General features: G+C 71.5%; 9 protein-coding genes, 1 tRNA gene and 1 pseudogene. 4 read left to right on the top strand and 7 right to left on the bottom strand.

The genetic code is table 11. The features are described 5' to 3' along the window. The first annotated feature begins 204 nt into the window (after positions 1-204). The gene (fdh, locus tag KWI83_RS20070; RefSeq protein ID WP_218515743.1) at positions 205-3,465 is read left to right on the top strand and encodes a formate dehydrogenase; all 3,261 of its coding nucleotides are present in this window, start codon (positions 205-207) and stop codon (positions 3,463-3,465) included. A gap of 13 nt (positions 3,466-3,478) precedes the next feature. Here fdh and selD read toward each other — a convergent pair whose 3' ends face one another. Continuing rightward, positions 3,479-4,504, bottom strand: a complete 1,026-nt coding sequence (gene selD / locus KWI83_RS20065; protein ID WP_218515742.1) for a selenide, water dikinase SelD — start codon at positions 4,502-4,504, stop codon at positions 3,479-3,481. 48 nt (positions 4,505-4,552) lie between these two features. Between selD and KWI83_RS20060 the strand changes: the two genes are divergently transcribed. Beyond that, positions 4,553-4,645 (top strand) — tRNA-Sec (locus tag KWI83_RS20060). Between the two features lie 35 nt (positions 4,646-4,680). On the opposite strand, the pseudogene KWI83_RS20055 reads toward KWI83_RS20060, so the two are convergent. From KWI83_RS20055 to KWI83_RS20035, 5 genes and pseudogenes are all read right to left on the bottom strand, one after another. Continuing rightward, positions 4,681-6,441: pseudogene (locus KWI83_RS20055) on the bottom strand (SelB C-terminal domain-containing protein); the annotation flags it as partial. A 5-nt stretch (positions 6,442-6,446) separates the two neighbouring features. Next, positions 6,447-7,754: an L-seryl-tRNA(Sec) selenium transferase gene (gene selA, locus KWI83_RS20050; RefSeq protein WP_218515838.1), complete on the bottom strand. Its 1,308-nt coding sequence runs from the start codon at positions 7,752-7,754 to the stop codon at positions 6,447-6,449. A gap of 287 nt (positions 7,755-8,041) precedes the next feature. Further along, entirely contained in the window at positions 8,042-9,688 is a 1,647-nt protein-coding gene (locus tag KWI83_RS20045) for a sigma-70 family RNA polymerase sigma factor (RefSeq protein WP_218515741.1), read from the bottom strand. Between the two features lie 256 nt (positions 9,689-9,944). Beyond that, positions 9,945-11,450, bottom strand: a complete 1,506-nt coding sequence (locus KWI83_RS20040) for a glycoside hydrolase family 43 protein (protein ID WP_218515740.1) — start codon at positions 11,448-11,450, stop codon at positions 9,945-9,947. A gap of 135 nt (positions 11,451-11,585) precedes the next feature. Next, positions 11,586-12,650, bottom strand: coding sequence for a substrate-binding domain-containing protein (locus KWI83_RS20035; RefSeq protein ID WP_218515739.1), 1,065 nt, complete (start codon positions 12,648-12,650; stop codon positions 11,586-11,588). Between the two features lie 839 nt (positions 12,651-13,489). Between KWI83_RS20035 and KWI83_RS20030 the strand changes: the two genes are divergently transcribed. Continuing rightward, positions 13,490-14,428, top strand: coding sequence for an MIP/aquaporin family protein (locus KWI83_RS20030; RefSeq protein WP_218515738.1), 939 nt, complete (start codon positions 13,490-13,492; stop codon positions 14,426-14,428). Positions 14,429-14,507: 79 nt separating this feature from the next. Further along, a complete protein-coding gene (locus tag KWI83_RS20025; protein ID WP_218515737.1) occupies positions 14,508-16,955 on the top strand; it encodes a SpoIIE family protein phosphatase in 2,448 nt (815 codons plus the stop codon). Between the two features lie 88 nt (positions 16,956-17,043). Here KWI83_RS20025 and KWI83_RS20020 read toward each other — a convergent pair whose 3' ends face one another. Continuing rightward, positions 17,044-17,463, bottom strand: a complete 420-nt coding sequence (locus KWI83_RS20020; protein ID WP_218515736.1) for a PRC-barrel domain-containing protein — start codon at positions 17,461-17,463, stop codon at positions 17,044-17,046. Between the last annotated feature and the right edge of the window lie 256 nt (positions 17,464-17,719).

Here is a 17,719-nt window from a genome sequence, read left to right as displayed (position 1 = left end):
CGGACGGGGCAGCCCGCAGGCGCCCGGCAGGTACGCCACCCCGGTCACCGTTTCGACGTCGGTGCGCCGGGTACTCCGCGCCATGCCGCAGCTGTCGAACGCGGCGCGAGCAGCGGATGCCGTTCCCGCCGGGCTGCGGGAAAATCAGCCGTAGTCGACTGGAACCCGGGGACGGCAGCGGGCACCACCGAAAGGGCAGACGTCATGGGCGTACGCACATGGATCGACTCCTGGCCGGTCTACCGCCAGCTCAAGGGGACGGACCCCCTGGGGCGCGGGGCCGCCGCCAAGAGCGGGCCCAGCTCGCGGCTCACTCCCCGGGTCGCCTCGGCCGACCGGGTGGTGAAGTCGATCTGCCCGTACTGCGCCGTGGGCTGCGGCCAGAACGTCTACGTCCAGGACGAGCGGGTCACGCAGATCGAGGGCGACCCCGACTCCCCCGTCTCCCGCGGACGGCTGTGTCCCAAGGGCTCGGCGAGCCTCCAACTGACCACCGGAAGCGCCCGCGAGCACCATGTCCTCCACCGGCGCCCCCACGGCACCGGGTGGGAGCGTCTCGACCTCGACACGGCCATGGACATGATCGCCGACCGGGTCATCGAGGCGCGCCGGGCAGGCTGGCAGTGGGAGGTCGACGAGACCCGCACCCGGCGCACGCTCGGCATCGCCAGCCTGGGCGGGGCCACGCTGGACAATGAAGAGAACTACCTGATCAAGAAGCTGTTCACCGCCCTGGGAGCCGTGCAGATCGAGAACCAGGCGCGTGTTTGACACTCCTCCACCGTTCCCAGTCTGGGAACCTCGTTCGGGCGCGGCGGCGCGACCACCTTCCAGCAGGACCTGCAGAACTCCGACTGCATCGTCATCCAGGGCTCGAACATGGCCGAGTGCCATCCGGTCGGGTTCCAGTGGGTGATGGAGGCGAAGGCCCGGGGCGCGAAGGTGATTCACGTCGACCCGCGGTTCACCCGGACCAGCGCACTCGCCGACGTGCACGTACCGCTGCGCGCGGGCTCGGACATCGCCTTCCTCGGCGGGATCATCAACCACGTCCTGAGCAACGACAAGTTCTTCCGCGAGTACGTGGTGGCGTACACCAACGGCCCCGTGGTCCTGCGGGAGGACTTCCGCGACACCGAGGACCTCGACGGCGTCTTCTCCGGCTTCGACCCCGACACCCGCAGCTACGACAACAGCAGCTGGCAGTACGCCGGTACGGAGGTCCAGGCGGCCTCCGGCCGACGGGATCAGGAGTACGACAAGCGCACCGGCGGCGGCAGGTCGGTGTCGGAGGCGGCGCGCGGTGAGGCCCACGGGTCGGGCGGCGCCGACGTGGGCGAGGGCGAACCCGAACGGGACGACACGCTCACCCATCCGCGCTGCGTCTTCCAGGTGCTCAAGCGGCACTACGCCCGCTACACCCCCGAGTTGGTCGAGAGGGTCTGCGGTGTCCCGCAGGACCTCTTCCGCCAGGTGTGCGACCTCGTCACGGAGAACTCCGGACGGGACCGCACCACCGCGTTCGCCTACGCGGTCGGGTGGACGCAGCACACCGTGGGCGTCCAGTACATCCGCACGGCCTGCGTCCTGCAGAGCCTGCTCGGCAACATCGGCCGTCCCGGCGGCGGCATCCTCGCCCTGCGCGGGCACGCCTCCATCCAGGGCTCGACGGACATCCCCACCCTGTTCAACCTGCTGCCCGGCTACATCCCGATGCCGCACGCCCACCAGAAACAGGACCTGGACACCTTCGTGCAGGCCGGCGCGGCCCGCAAGGGCTACTGGGGGAACATGCGGTCCTATCTGGTCAGCCTGCTCAAGGCGTACTGGGGCGAGGCCGCGACCGCCGGGAACGACTTCTGCTTCGACTACCTGCCGCGCCTGACCGGCTCCCACTCCACCTACGAGACGGTCATGGCCCAGCTGGAGGGCACCTGCAAGGGCTACTTCCTCATGGGCGAGAACCCCGCGGTCGGGTCCGCCAACTCCAAGATGCAGCGCCTGGGCATGGCCAACCTGGACTGGCTCGTCGTACGGGACTTCTCCCTCATCGAGTCGGCCACCTGGTGGAAGGACGGCCCGGAGATCGAGACGGGCGAGCTGCGCACCGAGGACATCCGTACCGAGGTGTTCTTCCTGCCGGCCGCCGCGCACACCGAGAAGGACGGCACCTTCACCAACACCCAGCGGCTGCTGCAGTGGCACCACCAGGCCGTCGAACCGCCCGGCGAGGCGCGCAGCGACCTGTGGTTCACCTACCACCTCGGGCGGATCATCCGGCGGAAGCTCGCCGCGTCCACCGATCCCATGGACCGGCCCGTGCTGGACCTCACCTGGGACTACCCGACGAAGGGCGAGCTCGCCGAGCCGGACGCCGAGGCCGTCCTCGCCGAGATCAACGGCCACGACGCCGAGGGCAACCCGCTGGCCTCCTACGAGCAGCTGAGCGACGACGGCTCCACCGCCTGCGGCTGCTGGATCTACTGCGGCGTCTACGCCGACGGCGTCAACCAGGCCGCCCGCCGCAAGCCGGGTGAGCAGCAGAACTGGGTGGCGAACGAATGGGGCTGGGCCTGGCCCGCCAACCGGCGCATCCTGTACAACCGCGCCTCGGCCGATCCGGACGGCAGGCCGTGGAGCGAACGCAAGGCGCTGGTGTGGTGGGACGCGCAGCGGGGCGAGTGGACCGGCCACGACATCGCCGACTTCAAGAAGGACAAGTCCCCCGATCACCGGCCGCCGCACGACGCCACCGGACCCGAGGCCCTGTCGGGGACCGACCCGTTCATCATGCAGGCGGACGGGAAGGCGTGGCTGTACGTGCCGTCCGGCCTCACCGACGGCCCGCTGCCCACGCACTACGAGCCGCAGGACTCGCCGTTCCCGAACCCGCTGTACGGCAGGCAGCGCAACCCGGTACGGCAGCTGCTCCCACCGCACCCCGACAACCGCTACCAGCCGAGCGGCGGCGAACCGGGCACGGAGGTCTTCCCGTACGTGGCCACCACCTACCGGCTCACCGAACACCACACCGCGGGCGGCATGTCCCGCTGGCAGCCCTACCTGGCGGAGCTGCAACCGGAGTTCTTCTGCGAGGTCTCCCCCGAGCTCGCCGCCGAGCGCGGCCTGGAGCACACCGGCTGGGCGACGATCGTCAGCGCCCGCGGGGTGATCGAGGCACGGGTGCTGGTCACCGACCGCGTGCCGCCCCTGACCGTGCACGGGCGCACCCTGCACCAGGTGGGACTGCCCTACCACTGGGGGCCCAACGGCTACAGCACCGGGGACGCCGCCAACGAGTTGCTGCACATGGCCCTCGACCCCAACACCCACATCCAGGAGAGCAAGGCGTTCGCCGTCGACATCCGGCCGGGACGGCGGCCGAGAGGTCCCGCCGCCGTGGAGCTGGTGCGCGCCTACCGGGCGCGGGCGGGCATCGACGACCGGACGGGCACGGAGCCCTGACCGGCGTCGGCGCTCACCTGAGGACGACGGAGTGCTCCCGGCGCGGGACGAGTTCCCCCACCACCGGCGCTCCGGGCACCTCCCCCGCCACCAGCAGCCCGCCCGAGGTCTGCGCGTCGGCCAGCAGCAGCCGGGTGCCGGCGTCCGTGTCCCCGAAGTCCGTGAACGGCGCCACCCACTCCAGATTCCGCCGGGTGCCGCCACTGACGTAGCCGTCGCGGACCGCCTCCCGCGCACCGTCGAGGTACGGTACGGCGGCGGTGTCGACCACCGCGGTCACGCCCGAGGCCCGGGCCAGTTTGTGCAGGTGGCCGAGGAGGCCGAAGCCGGTGATGTCGGTGGCGCAGGTCGCACCGGCCTCCAGGGCCGCGGCCGACGCGTCCCGGTTGAGGGCCACCATCGTGGCCACCGCCTGCTCGAACCGCTCGCCGGTGGCCTTGTGACGGTTGTTCAGCACGCCCAGTCCGAGGGGCTTGGTCAGCGACAGCGGCATGCCCGGCCGACCCGCGTCGTTGCGCAGCAGGCGGGCCGGATCGGCCAGACCGGTGACGGCCATGCCGTACTTGGGCTCGGGATCGTCCACGCTGTGTCCGCCGCCCACATGGCAGCCCGCCTCGGTCGCGATGTCGAGCCCGCCGCGCAGCACCTCGCGGGCCAGGTCGAAGGGCAGCACATCGCGCGGCCACGCCAGCAGATTGACGGCGAGCACCGGACGGCCGCCCATCGCGTACACGTCGGAGAGGGCGTTGGCCGCGGCGATGCGTCCCCAGTCGTACGGGTCGTCCACCACGGGAGTGAAGAAGTCCGCCGTGGACACCACCGCCCGGGTCGAGGCACTGCCCTCGGCGGGCAGGGTGACGACGGCCGCGTCGTCGCCGGTGGCCAGCCCGACCAGGAGCGGGGTGTCGGAGGTGGTCGTCATCGGCGCGGCCAGTCCGCCGAGCACGTCCTCCAGCTCGCCGGGCGGGATCTTGCAGGCGCAGCCGCCGCCGTGGGCGTACTGCGTGAGGCGTACGGGCGTTTCACGTGTGGTGGTCATGCCGGGTCCTCCGGGTCGATGGTCTGGCCCTCCGGTAGCCTGGCGGGCGGAGGCGTGTGGGTGCCTGGTGGCCCTCCCGGTCTTCAAAACCGAGGTGTCCGAGGATCTCGGGCAGGCAGGTTCGATTCCTGTCCGCCTCCGCTCTCCGTACCGGCCCGGCAGCGTCGGCGCTGGTCGTCCACGCGTGCGGTGTACCCCTGGGTGTCCAGGAACTCCAGCAGCGGCACGGCCACTCGGCGGGTGGTGTCGAGGGCCCGGCGGGCCTCGCTGAGTGTGAACGGCTGTGGCAGCTGTCGCAGTACGGCGACCGCCCGCACGTCCGCGTCCGGCAGCAGCACGATGCCGTCGCCGACCCGCAGCAGCGCGCCCGCCGCGACCGCGGCGGCCAGCGCCTTGCGGGTGAGCCCCAGTTCGGTCAGCCGGTCCGCCTCCGGCGCGCGGAACGGCGCCCGCGCCAGCTCCCGTCGCAGGGCGTCGACGGCTGCCCGGACAGGCGGCGGCAGGGTGGGCCGGAGGTCTCCGGGGCCGTACAACCGGCCCTGACTGCCGTGCAGTTTGCCGGACGTCCCGGCGAGGGCGTCGACCAGGGACCGGTCGGGCAGGCCGAGCAGGCGGCGGGCCGCCTCGGTGGGCAGGCCGGGCTCCAGCGGGTGCGCGGCCGCATGGCGTTCGACCTCGGCCTCCAGACGGTCCCGCAGTGCCGCCCAGTGCTCCGCGTCGGCCAGCCAGTCACCGGCGACCGGTGCGGTGGGCGCGGGCACTCCCATGGCTGCCAGCTCCGAGCGGCGGACGATCCTGCGCCGCCGCAGTTCCGCCGCGCCGTCCGGCCGGCCGGTCATGCCCGCCAGCTCGGCCGCCCTGGCGCGGGCCGCTCCTCGCCGGGTCAGCCGGGGCGGTCGTACGTCCAGGACGGTCACCGCGCACGGTGTGCGCCGACCGCCCGGCTCCCGCAGGACGGCCCGGTCGCCCACCCGCAGGGGAAGCGCGCGGGCCAGGGTCAGCCTGGCCGTGTCCGGGCCGAACGGGCGGACGGTCACCGGCACCGCGGCAGTCCCGATGTGCAGGGTGACCGTCCGGGGCAGGTCCTCGACCGGGGCTCCGCAGACCCGGACGTCGATCAGGTCGGTGAGCAGCCAGCGGTCCGGTGTCAGCAGCACCTGTCCCCGGCTCAGAGCGCCGTCGGAGGGGCCGTGCACGTTGACCGCCACGCGCGCCACCGCGCTGACGGCCCGGACGTCCTCGTGCAGGCACTGCAGGCCACGCACCCGGAGCACGGTCGTGCCGTCCCCCACCAGGAGCCGGTCGCCGACGCGCAGGGTGCCCGCGGCCAGGGTGCCGGTGACGACCGTGCCGTGACCGCGCACGGTGAAGGCGCGGTCCAGCCACAGCCGTACGTCCGCGTCGGCGGGCGGGACGGGCAGCGCACGGGCCAACCGGACCAACTCCCGGCGCAGTCGGTCCAGTCCGGCGCCGGTCACGGCGCTCACCGCGACGGACGGCACGGTGCCGAGGGAGGTGGCGGCCATGCGTTCGACGGCGTCCGCCCGCACGGGCTCGGGGTCCGCCAGGTCGCTGCGGCTCACCGCGAGCACGGCGTGCCGTACTCCCAGCGCGTCCAGGATCTCCAGGTGCTCCTGCGACTGCGGCTGCCAGCCCTGGTCGGCGGCCACCACGAACAGCACGGCCGGGACGGGCCCGACACCGGCCAGCATGGTGGTGACGAACCGCTCGTGTCCGGGTACGTCGACGAAGGCCAGGTGCTCCCCGGCGGGGCCGCCGGTGCCGTCCGGGGCGAGCCGCGTCCACACGAACCCGAGGTCGAGGGTGAGCCCCCGGCGTTGTTCCTCCTCGAAGCGGTCGGGTTCCATCCCGGTCAGCGCACGCACCAGGGCGGACTTGCCGTGGTCGACGTGCCCGGCGGTGGCCAGTACCCGCATGGCGCCTACCTTTCCGTGGCCGGAACCGTGACCGACCGCACGGCGTCGGCGAGCCGTTCGTCGTCCTCCGGCGGCACCGCCCGCAGGTCGAGCAGACACCGGCCCGCCTCCAGCCGCCCCACCACGGGGACCGGACCGGTCCGCAGTGCGGCGGCGTACCGCTCGGGCAGCGACACTGCGGCGCTCGGCAGCGTCACACCGGGGGCGCCGCCACCGCCCACCGTCGCGGCGCTCCCGACGGCCCGGACGTCGATGCCGTCGGCGCTCAGGGAGGAGGCGAGCCGCTCGGCACGGTCGACGAGCACCGCCGGAGCGGCGGCCAGCGCGGCGGCGGTCGGGGTCTCGGGCCCGGTCAGCGTGGCCTCCAGCGCGGCCAGGGTCAGCTTGTCCACGCGCAACGCACGGGCGAGCGGATGCCGGGACACGGCCCGCACCAGTTCCTCCGCTCCGAGGAGCAGCCCGCACTGCGGTCCGCCGAGCAGCTTGTCGCCGCTCGCGGTGACGAGCGATGCGCCCGCCCGGAGCTGGGTCTCGGCGTCGGGCTCGTCCGGCAGCAGGGGGTGAGGTCCGAGCAGCCCGGAGCCGATGTCGACGACCACCGGAACGCCGAGAGCCGTCAGGTCCCCGGCGTCGGCGGCCCGGGTGAACCCGGTGATGCGGAAGTTGGAGGGGTGCACCTTCAGCACGAAGGCGGTCTCCGGGCCGATCACGGCGGCGTAGTCGGCGACGGTGGTGCGGTTGGTGGTGCCCACCTCGCGCAACCGGGCTCCGGTGGACACCAGCAGGTCCGGCAGGCGGAAACCGTCCCCGATCTCCACCATCTCCCCCCGGCTGATGACGATCTCCCTCCTGGGGGCGAGCGCGGTCGCCACCAGGACGAGTGCGGCGGCACCGTTGTTCACCACGTGCGCGGCAGCGGCCGACGGCACCCGTTCGCGCAGTGCGGCCAGGGCGGTCCGTCCGCGGCGGGCGCGGACCCCGGTGTGCAGGTCCAGTTCGACGTCGGTGGGCCCGGCGGCCTCCTGCACCGCCTGCCGGGCCGCCGTGGACAGCGAGGCCCGGCCGAGGTTCGTGTGCAGCAGCACGCCGGTGGCGTTGATCACCGACCGCAGCCCGCCGATCGTGCGCGGCAGCAGGGCGACCGCCGTGTCCGCCACGTCCTCCGGCGCGATGGAACCGTCCCGCGCCTGCTCCTGGGCCTGCCGGACGGCCGCCTTCACCGTCGCCGATCCCAGTCGGTGTACGGCGTCCGCCAGGCGCGCGTCTCGAAGGAGCGCGTCGGTGCGGGGAATCCGCCGCCGCAGGTCCGCCATGTCATGCCCGTGGGACGGGCCCGCCGAGCCGGTTCGCGTGCCGGTGATCGCCTTCGCGTCGCCGCCCGGGGTGGCCGCCCGCTGGTCCACGCAGCGCCTCCCTCCGCCCGATCTCGTGGCTTCCCGAGGAACGCCCATCGTCTCCCAGTGCCCCGTACCGGCGTCACGACACGCCCGGCAGTAGTCCGGTTGGGAAACGTCGGGGAAGGGCAAGGGCCGTCAGCTGCTCACGGGGCGGGGGCACGTGGTTTCCCCCGTCGTCTGTTGCGGGGTGGTTTCCCCGTCCTTTATTGCTTGGCGCCGAAGTTCTGGGTCCACCACGGCCCGCCCGAGCCCTTGTGGATGCCCACGCCGATGTCCTTGAACGAGCAGTTGAGGATGTTGGCGCGGTGGCCGGGGCTGTTCATCCAGGAGTCCATCACCGCCTCCGGGGTCTGCTGGCCCCGGGCGATGTTCTCCCCGTACGTGGACCAGTTGTAGCCCGCGGCGGTGGTGCGCTGCCCGGGGTCGGCACCGTCCGGGTTGGTGTGGTCGAAGAAGTCGCGGGCGGCCATGTCGTCGGAGTGGCCCTGCGCGGCCCGGTTCAGCTGCGGGTCCTCCGTGAGGGGATCGCAGCCGGCGGCCGCCCGCTCCTTGTTCACCAGCGCGACCACCTGCGCAACGGTGTCCGTCGGGGCCGGCTGCGTCCGCGGGGCACTGGCCGCGGTCCGTGTCGGCCGAGTGGACTGGCGGGGAGTCGGCACGCTCTTCTCGGCGGGGGGTGAGGTCCGGGAAGGTCTCGCCTTCTTCGACGGCGATGCGGACGGAGACGGCGACGCGGAGGCCGACGGGGAGGTCACGGCGGCGCTGGGTGCCGAGAGGTCCGCGGCGGGGGCGCCGACGGCCCGTTCGGCGGTGGCCTCTTCGGTCCCGGTCCGGGGGTCCGTGCCGAAGTACCACAGGCCGCCACCCGCTACGCAGGCCGCCACGACGGCACTCCCGACGGCCCGGCGCCGGACGCGTCTGCGTCGACGGGCCTCACTGCGGGAGGCCGCCCGGCCGTGCGCGGCACGGTCCCCGGCTTTCGGGCCCGGCTCCCCGCGACCTGCGGAGACATCCATCGGGGACGCCGACCCGACCGCGGCCATCCCGGCCATTGCGCCGGAGGCGGAGAGCACTCTCTCCAGCAGCGCGGGCGCGGCGGCGACCAGCGCCAGGCCGGCCAGCAGCCCCTCCGCGGGCATCAACCCGTTCCACAGCCCGGAGCAGCGGCCGCAACCACGGGCATGCCGGGCTATTCGCTTGCGCCACAGCGTCGCGGGCCGGCCGTCCCAGGAGACCAGCAGTCCCTCCAGTTCCTCGCAGCGCGGCCGCGCGTCGAGCGCCCGCACCACCACCCGGGCCGCCTCCAGCTGCGCCTTCATCCGTTGCACCCGGACCGCCGTGTGCTGAGGCGACAGCTCCAGGGCCGCGGCGACCTCGGACCGCGTCAGCTCGCCGGCGCACTCCAGCCACCAGAGCGACAACAGCCCTCGGTCCTCGGGCTCCAGCCAGCGTGTCGCACGTGCGGTCTCCTGGCGCTGGCCGGACAGCTGGAGCTGCACCATGGTCAGGTCCACGAAGTCGGCGCCGGGGTCCGCGAGGTCCTCGGCCTCCTCGACCGCGCCCGGGGCCGACTGCCGGTTCTGCCAGTGCGCCCGGACCTGATTCATCGCGATGGCCACGAGCCAGGAACGGAAGTTCTCGGGAGCACGCAGACCGCCCAGCGCGTCAAGGGCACGCAGCATGGTGTCCTGCACGACGTCGTCGACGTCGACGGAGCCGTTCAGGGCTCGCCCCACGATGTTGTAGACCAGCGGGAGGTACGCGCTGACCAGGGCGTCCTGGGCCTCCGGGTCGCCGCTTCGGGCAGCGGTCACCAGTGCTGCCGATGTCCTCGTGCCCTCTGTACTCATCACAAACTTTCCCGTCCTCGACGCCGAATCGATGCCGTCCGTTACATGGGAGATCGATCGGCGAGCCCCGGATAACAGTTCCCCGGACGCGCGTTCACCGAGAGACTCACGGAGCCGACCGGGCGGCGCAATGGGGGTGGTCACATCGGGTGGGGAGCGGCAAGTTGCTCAGGGGCTGAAGCGCCCCGTTTCTGGTGCGCTGGCTGGTATGGGGGAGGGCGAGGAATTACTTCCTTGGCGGATGCGAAAGGGCCGTTCAGCAGTCGAGCGGCTCGTAGTCGAACCAGTCGAAGTGAACGGAGCCGGATGAGGCGAACATTGCAAGGACCCGGCCGGTGAAACCGCCGGCGACCTCCGTGGACAGGTACCGGCCGTCGAGCGAGGTGAGTTCGACGAAGGTGCCGTCCGGTTCCTCGACGCCGATCGAGACGGTGTCGGGGCCGGTGCGTGCGTCGTCCACGGCCTCGACAGCGGCCACCTCGATGCGGAGCACGACAGGTCCGGGCGGTACCGGCCGGGACGCCACGACCGTGCTCAACGGACCGATACGGGCGCGCACGCGCACCTCGCCGGACGCGGCCTCGATGCCGTAGTGGTGCTGCTCGTCGAGGCGGACGGCCAGGCCACCGGCTCCCTCCCCCACGTCGGCCAGGGCTCGCACCCGGCAGGACGGATGCTGCTGCCGTCGGCCCACGAACGTCACGTCGGTGTCGTCGAGCGATGCGCCGCGGGCGCGCAGGGTCAGCCAGCCGGGCCGTTCCTTTGTGGTGCAGTTCGCCGGGGGGCGATGGCGCAGTGAGACCCAGTACGGCGCGAGCTCGCTCAGGTCGGAGTCGTCCCGGACCGGCGTGACGGCGCCCGGCTGGAGCGGCCACGGGGGCGCGGGCGCCTTGAGCGACAGTTCGCCGACGACCGGCCAGCCGTCCACCCAGTCGACCGGCACCAGGAACGTCTCCCGGCCGAGTACGTGCCAGCCGGGAGTGCCGCCGCCCGGTCGCACCCCGAGCAGCACCATCCACCACGAACCGTCGGGTCCCTGGACCAGGTCCGCGTGGCCGGTGTTCTGGATGGGGTGCTCGGTGCCGCGGTGGGTCAGGATCGGATTGGCCGGGCACGGCTCGAACGGGCCCTGAGGCGTGCGGCCGCGGGCGATCGAGACGCTGTGGCAGCGCTCGGTGCCGCCCTCGGCGATGAGCAGGTACCAGTAGTCGCCGATCCGGTACAGGTGCGGTGCCTCCGGGGCCTTGGCTCCGGGCGTTCCGGACCAGACCTTGCGATCGGGACCGAATGTCTCCCCGGTGCGGGGATCGAGGCGGACCTGTCGCACGCCCGCGACGGTGCACCAGCAGTTGCCCTCGTCGTCCCAGGCGAGATCGGGGTCGATGCCGTGGACCCCGGGCAGCCGGATCGGCTCGGACCAGGGGCCAGCCGGGTCGGTGGCCGTGAACAGCAGATTGCCGTCACCGCTCACGTTGGTGACGATGAGCCAGAAGCGGCCGTCGTGGTGCCGCAGGGTGGGCGCGTAGATCCCGCCCGAGGAGGGTGAGTCCAGCGGCAGGCGCAGTTGGCTCGGCCGGTCCAGCGCGTTGCCGATCTGGGTCCAGTGCACCAGGTCCCGGCTGTGGAAGATGGGCACGCCCGGGAAGTACTCGAAGCTGGAACACGCGAGGTAGTAGTCCTCGCCCGCCCGGCAGATGCTCGGATCGGGGTGAAAGCCGGGGATCACCGGGTTGATGATGGTGGTGGTGCCCGTCTCGGGCATGCTCGACACCCTGATCGAGTCCTCTCACTGGTTCACGGTTTCACGAGCCGCTTCCGAAACTTTCGCTGATGGTTCCTGGAGAGTTTCTACGACGGGAGGCTAGCCAGGGCCATCCCGGTGGTCAATGCCGCCGTGTCAGTTCTTCGACGGAGCCGTACTGCCGCGCACCGTCAGAGTCGTCGCGATCTCCAACCCGACCTGGGGCGCCTGCTCGCCACGGCCCAGGGTGAGGGCCAGCTCGGTCGCCGCCACCGCCATCTCGGTCAACGGCTGGTGAACGGTGGTCAGGGGCGGGTCCACCCAGGCCACCACCGGGAGGTCGTCGAAACCGACGACGCTCAGGTCGTCGGGGATGCGCAGGCCGGCCTCGCGCGCGGCCTGGTAGACGCCGAGTGCCTGCAGGTCGCTGGCGGCGAAGATCGCCGTCGGGCGTTCGGGCAGCGCCAGCAGGGACCGCGCCGCCTCACAGCCGTCCTCACGGGTGAGCTCCGCGTGCACGACGAGTCCCGGGTCGAGCGGCAGGTTGGCGGCCCGCATCGCGGAACGGTGTCCGTCCAGCCGGGCGACGCAGCACAGTACGTCCTGCGGTCCACTGATCATCGCGATACGGCGATGCCCGAGCCGGGTGAGATGGCGGGTCGCGGCGCGGCCGCCGGACCAGTTCGTGGCACCGACGAACGGGACGTCGTCCGGCAGTTCCTCGGTCGGGTCGAAGACGACGAACGGGATGCCCTTCGCCTTCAGCTGTTCGCGCTCGGCCTCCGAGAGCTGGGCCACGGACAGCACGCACTTCGGACGCCGCGAGACGGTGTCGTCCCAGCTCGGCGCGGTGCCGCGCAGCCCGGACCGGGACACCATGAGGCCGACGCCGTGCCTGCGGGCCACCTCCTCGACGCCCCGGATGATCTCCACGGCCCACAAGTCCTTGAGCTCACGGAACACGAGCTCCACGACGTTGCTCCGGCCCGCTCCGGCGGGCTTGCGGTAGCCGTACCTGTTGACCAGTTCCTCGACCCGGGCGCGTGTGTCCGCGGACACCCCCGACTTGCCGTTGATCACCTTGGACACGGTCGGGACCGACACTCCCGCCGACTCGGCGATGTACGCGATGGTGACCGGCCTGGACGAGTCGCCCTGCCCGCGTTCCTCGTCCGCCGGTCCGTCGGCCGCGTAGTGCCCCAAGGTCGCCTTCCCGATCATCGAGTCGCCCGCCCGACGAGCCTGTGGCCTCGGGCACATCCGCATGTTAACTTCTCCACCGCATACGGCGAAAGTTTCTCTCGCTGCCTCGGCCTCGACCGGGCTGAGCGTCGACGAACCGGCGTCGACTTCACCGCGGGCGACCGGGTGCTGACCTCGGTCGAGGCCCGCGGTACCGGCTTCCCGGTCGGCGACCAGCATTCGACGGTCAGCAGGGGGCTGTTGAGGGTGTGGCCGTGGTCGGTCACCTGGCGCACGGGCGCGTAGAGGGTGGACCGGTCGTCGGCGACCTCCGCCGCGTACGACGCGCGGACGCCGTCACGCATCAGCCAGTAGCCGGTTCCTCACTTCCCTGCCGAGGCCTGCCGCTGCGCCCGATGCAGGGCCTGCTCAGGGCTGGTACGTCCGGCCAGCGCGTCACCGGCGACGGGCCATCCGGTGCCGGCCTTCGCGGTGCGGGAGCGAGCCGTGGTGACCGGCTCGGCGAAGGCGGCGAGCTTCGGGTTCTGGGCCGCGTAGGCACAGCCAGCGCGAGCACCCCGGTGCGGGCACTGCGCGCAATACCTTGCCGGGCACCTCACGTCACCGTCGGCGAGGGCGCCGACTCCCGCGAATGGAGTACTCGGGTCGCCGCTCACGAGAGTCATCCATCCGCCCGCGGCGCTCGGTGCCTGCGGTGGTCGCCATCTCCCTGTTGCAGATTCGAAGAGGTGACGTGACGCGCGGTAGTCACTTGGTCACGGTAGCGTGCCAAGCGCTGGCCGAGAGAACGTGCAGCGGCGGGGCTGACCGGACAGCAGGGCCCCAACCAGGGTTGGACGAGAGTCTGGGAGGACCAGATGGCCGTAGAAATCACGCCCCTCCTCAAGCCCTCTTGGCTCAAACGCCGGGGAGGTCTGTTGGGTGAATGCCTTTCAGAATTTCTGGGGACCTTCGTTCTCATCTGCTTCGGATGTGGCTCGGTGGCGATGGCGGTCGCGGGCCTGCCGGGTTCGGGTCGCACCGCGGGGCCCACCACGTCCCTCCTGGGTGCCGGAGACTGGCTGTTGATCACCTGGGGCTGGGGCATGGGCGTGGCCTTTGGCGTGTACGTGGCCGGCGGGGTCAGCGGGGCGCACATCAACCCGGCGGTGACACTGGCGTTCGCGGTACGCCGGAAGTTCGCCTGGGCGAAGGTCCTCCCGTATATGGCGGCGCAGGTGGTCGGAGCGTTCGTCGGAGCCGCTCTGGTGTACGCGGTGTACCACGACGCGATCAGCGCGTTCGACGCCGCCATGGAAGGCCCGAAGACGAATGGTCACACGCTCGCGTCCTTCTCCATCTTCGCCACATTCCCGGCGCCGTACTTCGACGGTGGGATCTGGGGACCGCTGATCGACCAGATCGTCGGCACCGCGTTCCTGTTGATGTTTGTCGCTGCTGTCATCGACCTGCGCAACGTCGGCGTGAAAGCCAACCTCGGTCCACTGATCATCGGCCTCGCCGTCGCAGCGATCGGCATGTCCTTCGGTGCGAACGCCGGCTACGCCATCAATCCCGCGCGTGACTTCGGCCCGCGCCTGTTCGCCTGGGCCGCGGGCTGGCAGGAGCTGGCGATGCCGGGGACCTTGTCCGGTGCTTTCAGTAACTATTTCTGGATTCCCATCGTCGGGCCGCTTGTCGGCGGCGTGATCGGAGTGCTGGTGTACGACCTGTTCATCGGTGACATCCTGCATGTGCGTGCCGGCGCTCTACCGGAAGTCGGCCGGACGCGGCCCACGACTTCGGAGGGGGAGTAGCGGGTTGTCATTTCTCGGCAGTCGGCACTCGGTACCGCAGCAGTTCCTCGACGGCGTTCGAGATCAGTGACGTCCAGCAGTGGAGAAGCGGGTGAGGCAGCTCAACGAGAACGATGACGATCCGCTCGGGCTGCACCTGGCCGCGTTGGGGGTGCTCGACGCCCAGGGGACGGTAGTCGGATGGAGTCGGCGGGCTCAGGATCTGATCGGCTACCGAGGCCCTGACGTGATCGGCCGTTCTGCATTCGAGGTTCTGGTGGATCCCGGTGATCTGCCGGCCGTCAGGGATGCCGCGGAAAGATGCAGAAGGGCCGTTGGCTGGTTCGGACTGCTCGCGGTGCGCCACCGCAGCGGACATCCGGTGGAGTTGGGGCTCAGGGTCTCCGCGCTCGAACGTGACGGCGTCCGCGAGTGGCTTCTTGCCGGGGCACCTGCGGCCGACGTCCTGGAGTGGCAGCGGGATCGCGCGGTTCTCGACGGGTTGTACCACCGCTGCCCGATCGGCTTGGTCGTGCACAGCCCCGATATGAGGATTCTGCGAGTCAACCGGGCGATCGAACGGTTCACCGGCGTTCCGGCTGCGTACCTTCAGGGCAAGTCCACCGGCGTTCTGCTCGTCCCCGACGACGCACGCAAGGCCGTGGACCGGGTGCGCCAGGTCATGCGGACCAGGAGACCACTGGTCTACTCGGAGCAGTACGCCCGCCTGGAACGGGCCCCGGCACGAGAGCGCGTCGCGTCGGTCTCGTCCTTTCCCCTGGAGGATCCCGTCGGCCGCATCCTGGGAGTGGCCGAGATGATCGAAGACGTCACCGAACGCCACCGCGCCCAGCACCGGCTCACGCTCCTCGCCGAGGCCAGCACCCGTGTCGGAACAACCCTGGACGTGGCGCAGACGGCCCGGGAACTCGCCGACGTGATGGTCCCCCACCTCGCCGACCACGCGTCGGTGGACCTGTTGCAGCAGGTCACCCGCGGCGAGGAACCGGCGCCCGCGCTGGCCGGGCCCGTGGCACGGGTCGGCGCGTGCGGCATCGGCGCGCAGGAACCCGACCCGGGCACCCCGCGGCCGATCGAGTACGCACCGGACACACCGCAGGCCAGATGCCTGGCTGACGGCCGCCCCGTCCTGGAACCCGTTCTTCCGTCCGACTGGTTATCCGTTCAACAGGGCCGCAGCGGATACGCGTCGAAGCCGGGCTCACACTCCTTGATCGTCGTACCGCTGGCGGCGCGGGGTCTGGTACTGGGCGTGATGAGCCTGTGGCGCTCGCGGCGCCCCGACCCGTTCGCAGCCGATGACCTGACCTTGGCACTGGAACTCGCCTCGCGCGCCGCCCTCGCCATCGACAACGCCCGGCGCTTCACTCAGCAGCAGCGGACGGCGTTCACCTTGCAGAGCAGCCTGCTGCCCAGCACGGTACCCGAGCAGTCGGCCGTCGAGGTGGCCCCACGCTATCTGCCTGCCAGCGCGAGCCCGGGCCTTGGCGGCGACTGGTTCGACGTCATCGCCCTGTCCGGGGCGCGGGTCGCCCTCGTCGTCGGCGACGTGGTCGGACGCGGCCTGCACGCCGCCGCCACGATGGGGCGGCTGCGTACCGCCGTCCACACACTGGCCGGCCTCGACCTGGAACCGGACGAAGTGCTCTCCCGCCTCGACGACCTGGTCAACCTGCTGGCGGCAGAGCAGGAGGCAGCCGACGAACGGCCGGTGACCCAGCAAGTCGTCAGCGCCACGTGCCTGTACGCCATCTACGACCCGATCTCCCGCCGGTGCTCCGCGGCACGCGCCGGCCATCTGCCCCCGGTGGTGACCAGCCCGGACGGGCAGGCCGCCCTGCTCGACCTGCCCGCCGGCCCGCCGCTCGGTCTGGGCGGACTGCCGTTCGAGGCCGGGGAGTTCGAACTCGCCGAGGGAAGCCTGATCACGCTCTACACCAACGGACTGCTCGGCGAACGCACCATGGACACCGACGAGGGCCTGGCGCGGCTGTGCGCAGCCCTGACCCACCCGGCGAATCCCTTGCAGGACACGTGCAAAGCAGTCATGGACGCCCTGGTGCCCGCTCGTCCTGCCGACGACATCGCTCTGCTCATCGCTCGCACGCGGGTACTGCCGGAGCGGCACGTCACCTCCTGGCAGCTGCCCATGGAGGCCACCGCGGCCGCCCAGGCCAGAGCACTCGTCACCGGCAAGCTGACCGAATGGGCGCTGGAGCACCTCACCTTCACCACCGAGTTGATCGCCAGCGAACTGGTCACCAACGCCTACCGTTACGCCAGCGGTCCCATGACGTTGCGGCTGATCCGGGAACGGTCCCTGGTCTGCGAAGTCAGCGACGGCAGCCACACTGCACCGCACCTGCGCCGGGCCCGCACCACCGACGAAGGGGGACGCGGCCTGTTCCTGGTGGCTCAGATGGCCGAACGCTGGGGTACCCGCTACAGCCGCGAGGGCAAGACAGTCTGGACCGAACAGCCACTGCACGGCGCCCAGGGTGACCATCAGGCGCGACGGCGGCCGTGACGAGTTCCCCCGCTCGCTCTGGGCATCCCACGCCCCGGCCGGGCGATGCCGCAGCGCGATATCCGGCGGGCCAAGCGCACGGCGGCGTTCAGGGGTGGTAAGGAAATCGCGGGGGGACGTAACCGGTACCCCAGAAGGGGACGTAGCCGTAGTGGGTGTAGAGGCGGTCGTAGAACTCGCTCTGCTCCACGAGCTCCGGGTCGTACTCGGGGGCGTCGGCCACCTCTTCCCGGGTACGGTCGATGCGCACGTGATCCTCCGTCACATCGGCCACGGCGTCGACCGGTATGTAGCTCTTCTTCTCGCCGATACCCAGGAAGCCGCCGTGCTCCAGGAGGAGGAAGCGGACTTTGTGCTCCTCCTCGTCGATGATCAGGTCGCCCACCTTGCCGAGTTCGTTGCCGGAGCGGTCGGTCACCTTCCGGCCCCGGACGTCCTCGTCGGCGGAGCGGATCGCGTGGTGCGAGTCGGAGAGCCTGGTCAGGACGGGAATGTCGCCGGACTTCATGGAGCCTCCTTCACATGCGATGACATGGTCCACAACGGACGCTCATGCCCGAGCCGCCCGTTTCCCCCCTGTTCCCTCCCTCGCTCGGGTCATGCCCGTGCCGTCGGGAGGTTCAGGAAGGGGATGATGCCTGTGAGGCATCGGTCCTGGAGGTGTCGCCGTAGCCTCGCAGACGAGCATCTCGTTCAGACGGGCCACCATGACCGCCCACTGATGAGGCAGGCCCTCAGTCCGCGTGCGCGCGCTGGGCGTGGCG

Source organism: Streptomyces sp. TRM70350, assembly GCF_019219825.1.
GTDB lineage: Bacteria > Actinomycetota > Actinomycetes > Streptomycetales > Streptomycetaceae > Streptomyces.
This window is presented reverse-complemented; position numbering and strand designations above follow the sequence as displayed.

Excerpts from the sequence above, each read along its gene's own strand:
- KWI83_RS20035 (WP_218515739.1), bottom strand. The coding sequence starts at position 12,650 with ATGATCGGGAAGGCGACCTTGGGGCACTACGCGGCCGACGGACCGGCG.
- KWI83_RS20030 (WP_218515738.1), top strand. The coding sequence starts at position 13,490 with ATGGCCGTAGAAATCACGCCCCTCCTCAAGCCCTCTTGGCTCAAACGC.
- selD (WP_218515742.1), bottom strand. The coding sequence starts at position 4,504 with ATGACCACCACACGTGAAACGCCCGTACGCCTCACGCAGTACGCCCAC.
- KWI83_RS20040 (WP_218515740.1), bottom strand. The coding sequence starts at position 11,450 with ATGCCCGAGACGGGCACCACCACCATCATCAACCCGGTGATCCCCGGC.
- KWI83_RS20020 (WP_218515736.1), bottom strand. The coding sequence starts at position 17,463 with ATGAAGTCCGGCGACATTCCCGTCCTGACCAGGCTCTCCGACTCGCAC.
- selA (WP_218515838.1), bottom strand. The coding sequence starts at position 7,754 with ATGGCGGACCTGCGGCGGCGGATTCCCCGCACCGACGCGCTCCTTCGA.
- KWI83_RS20045 (WP_218515741.1), bottom strand. The coding sequence starts at position 9,688 with ATGAGTACAGAGGGCACGAGGACATCGGCAGCACTGGTGACCGCTGCC.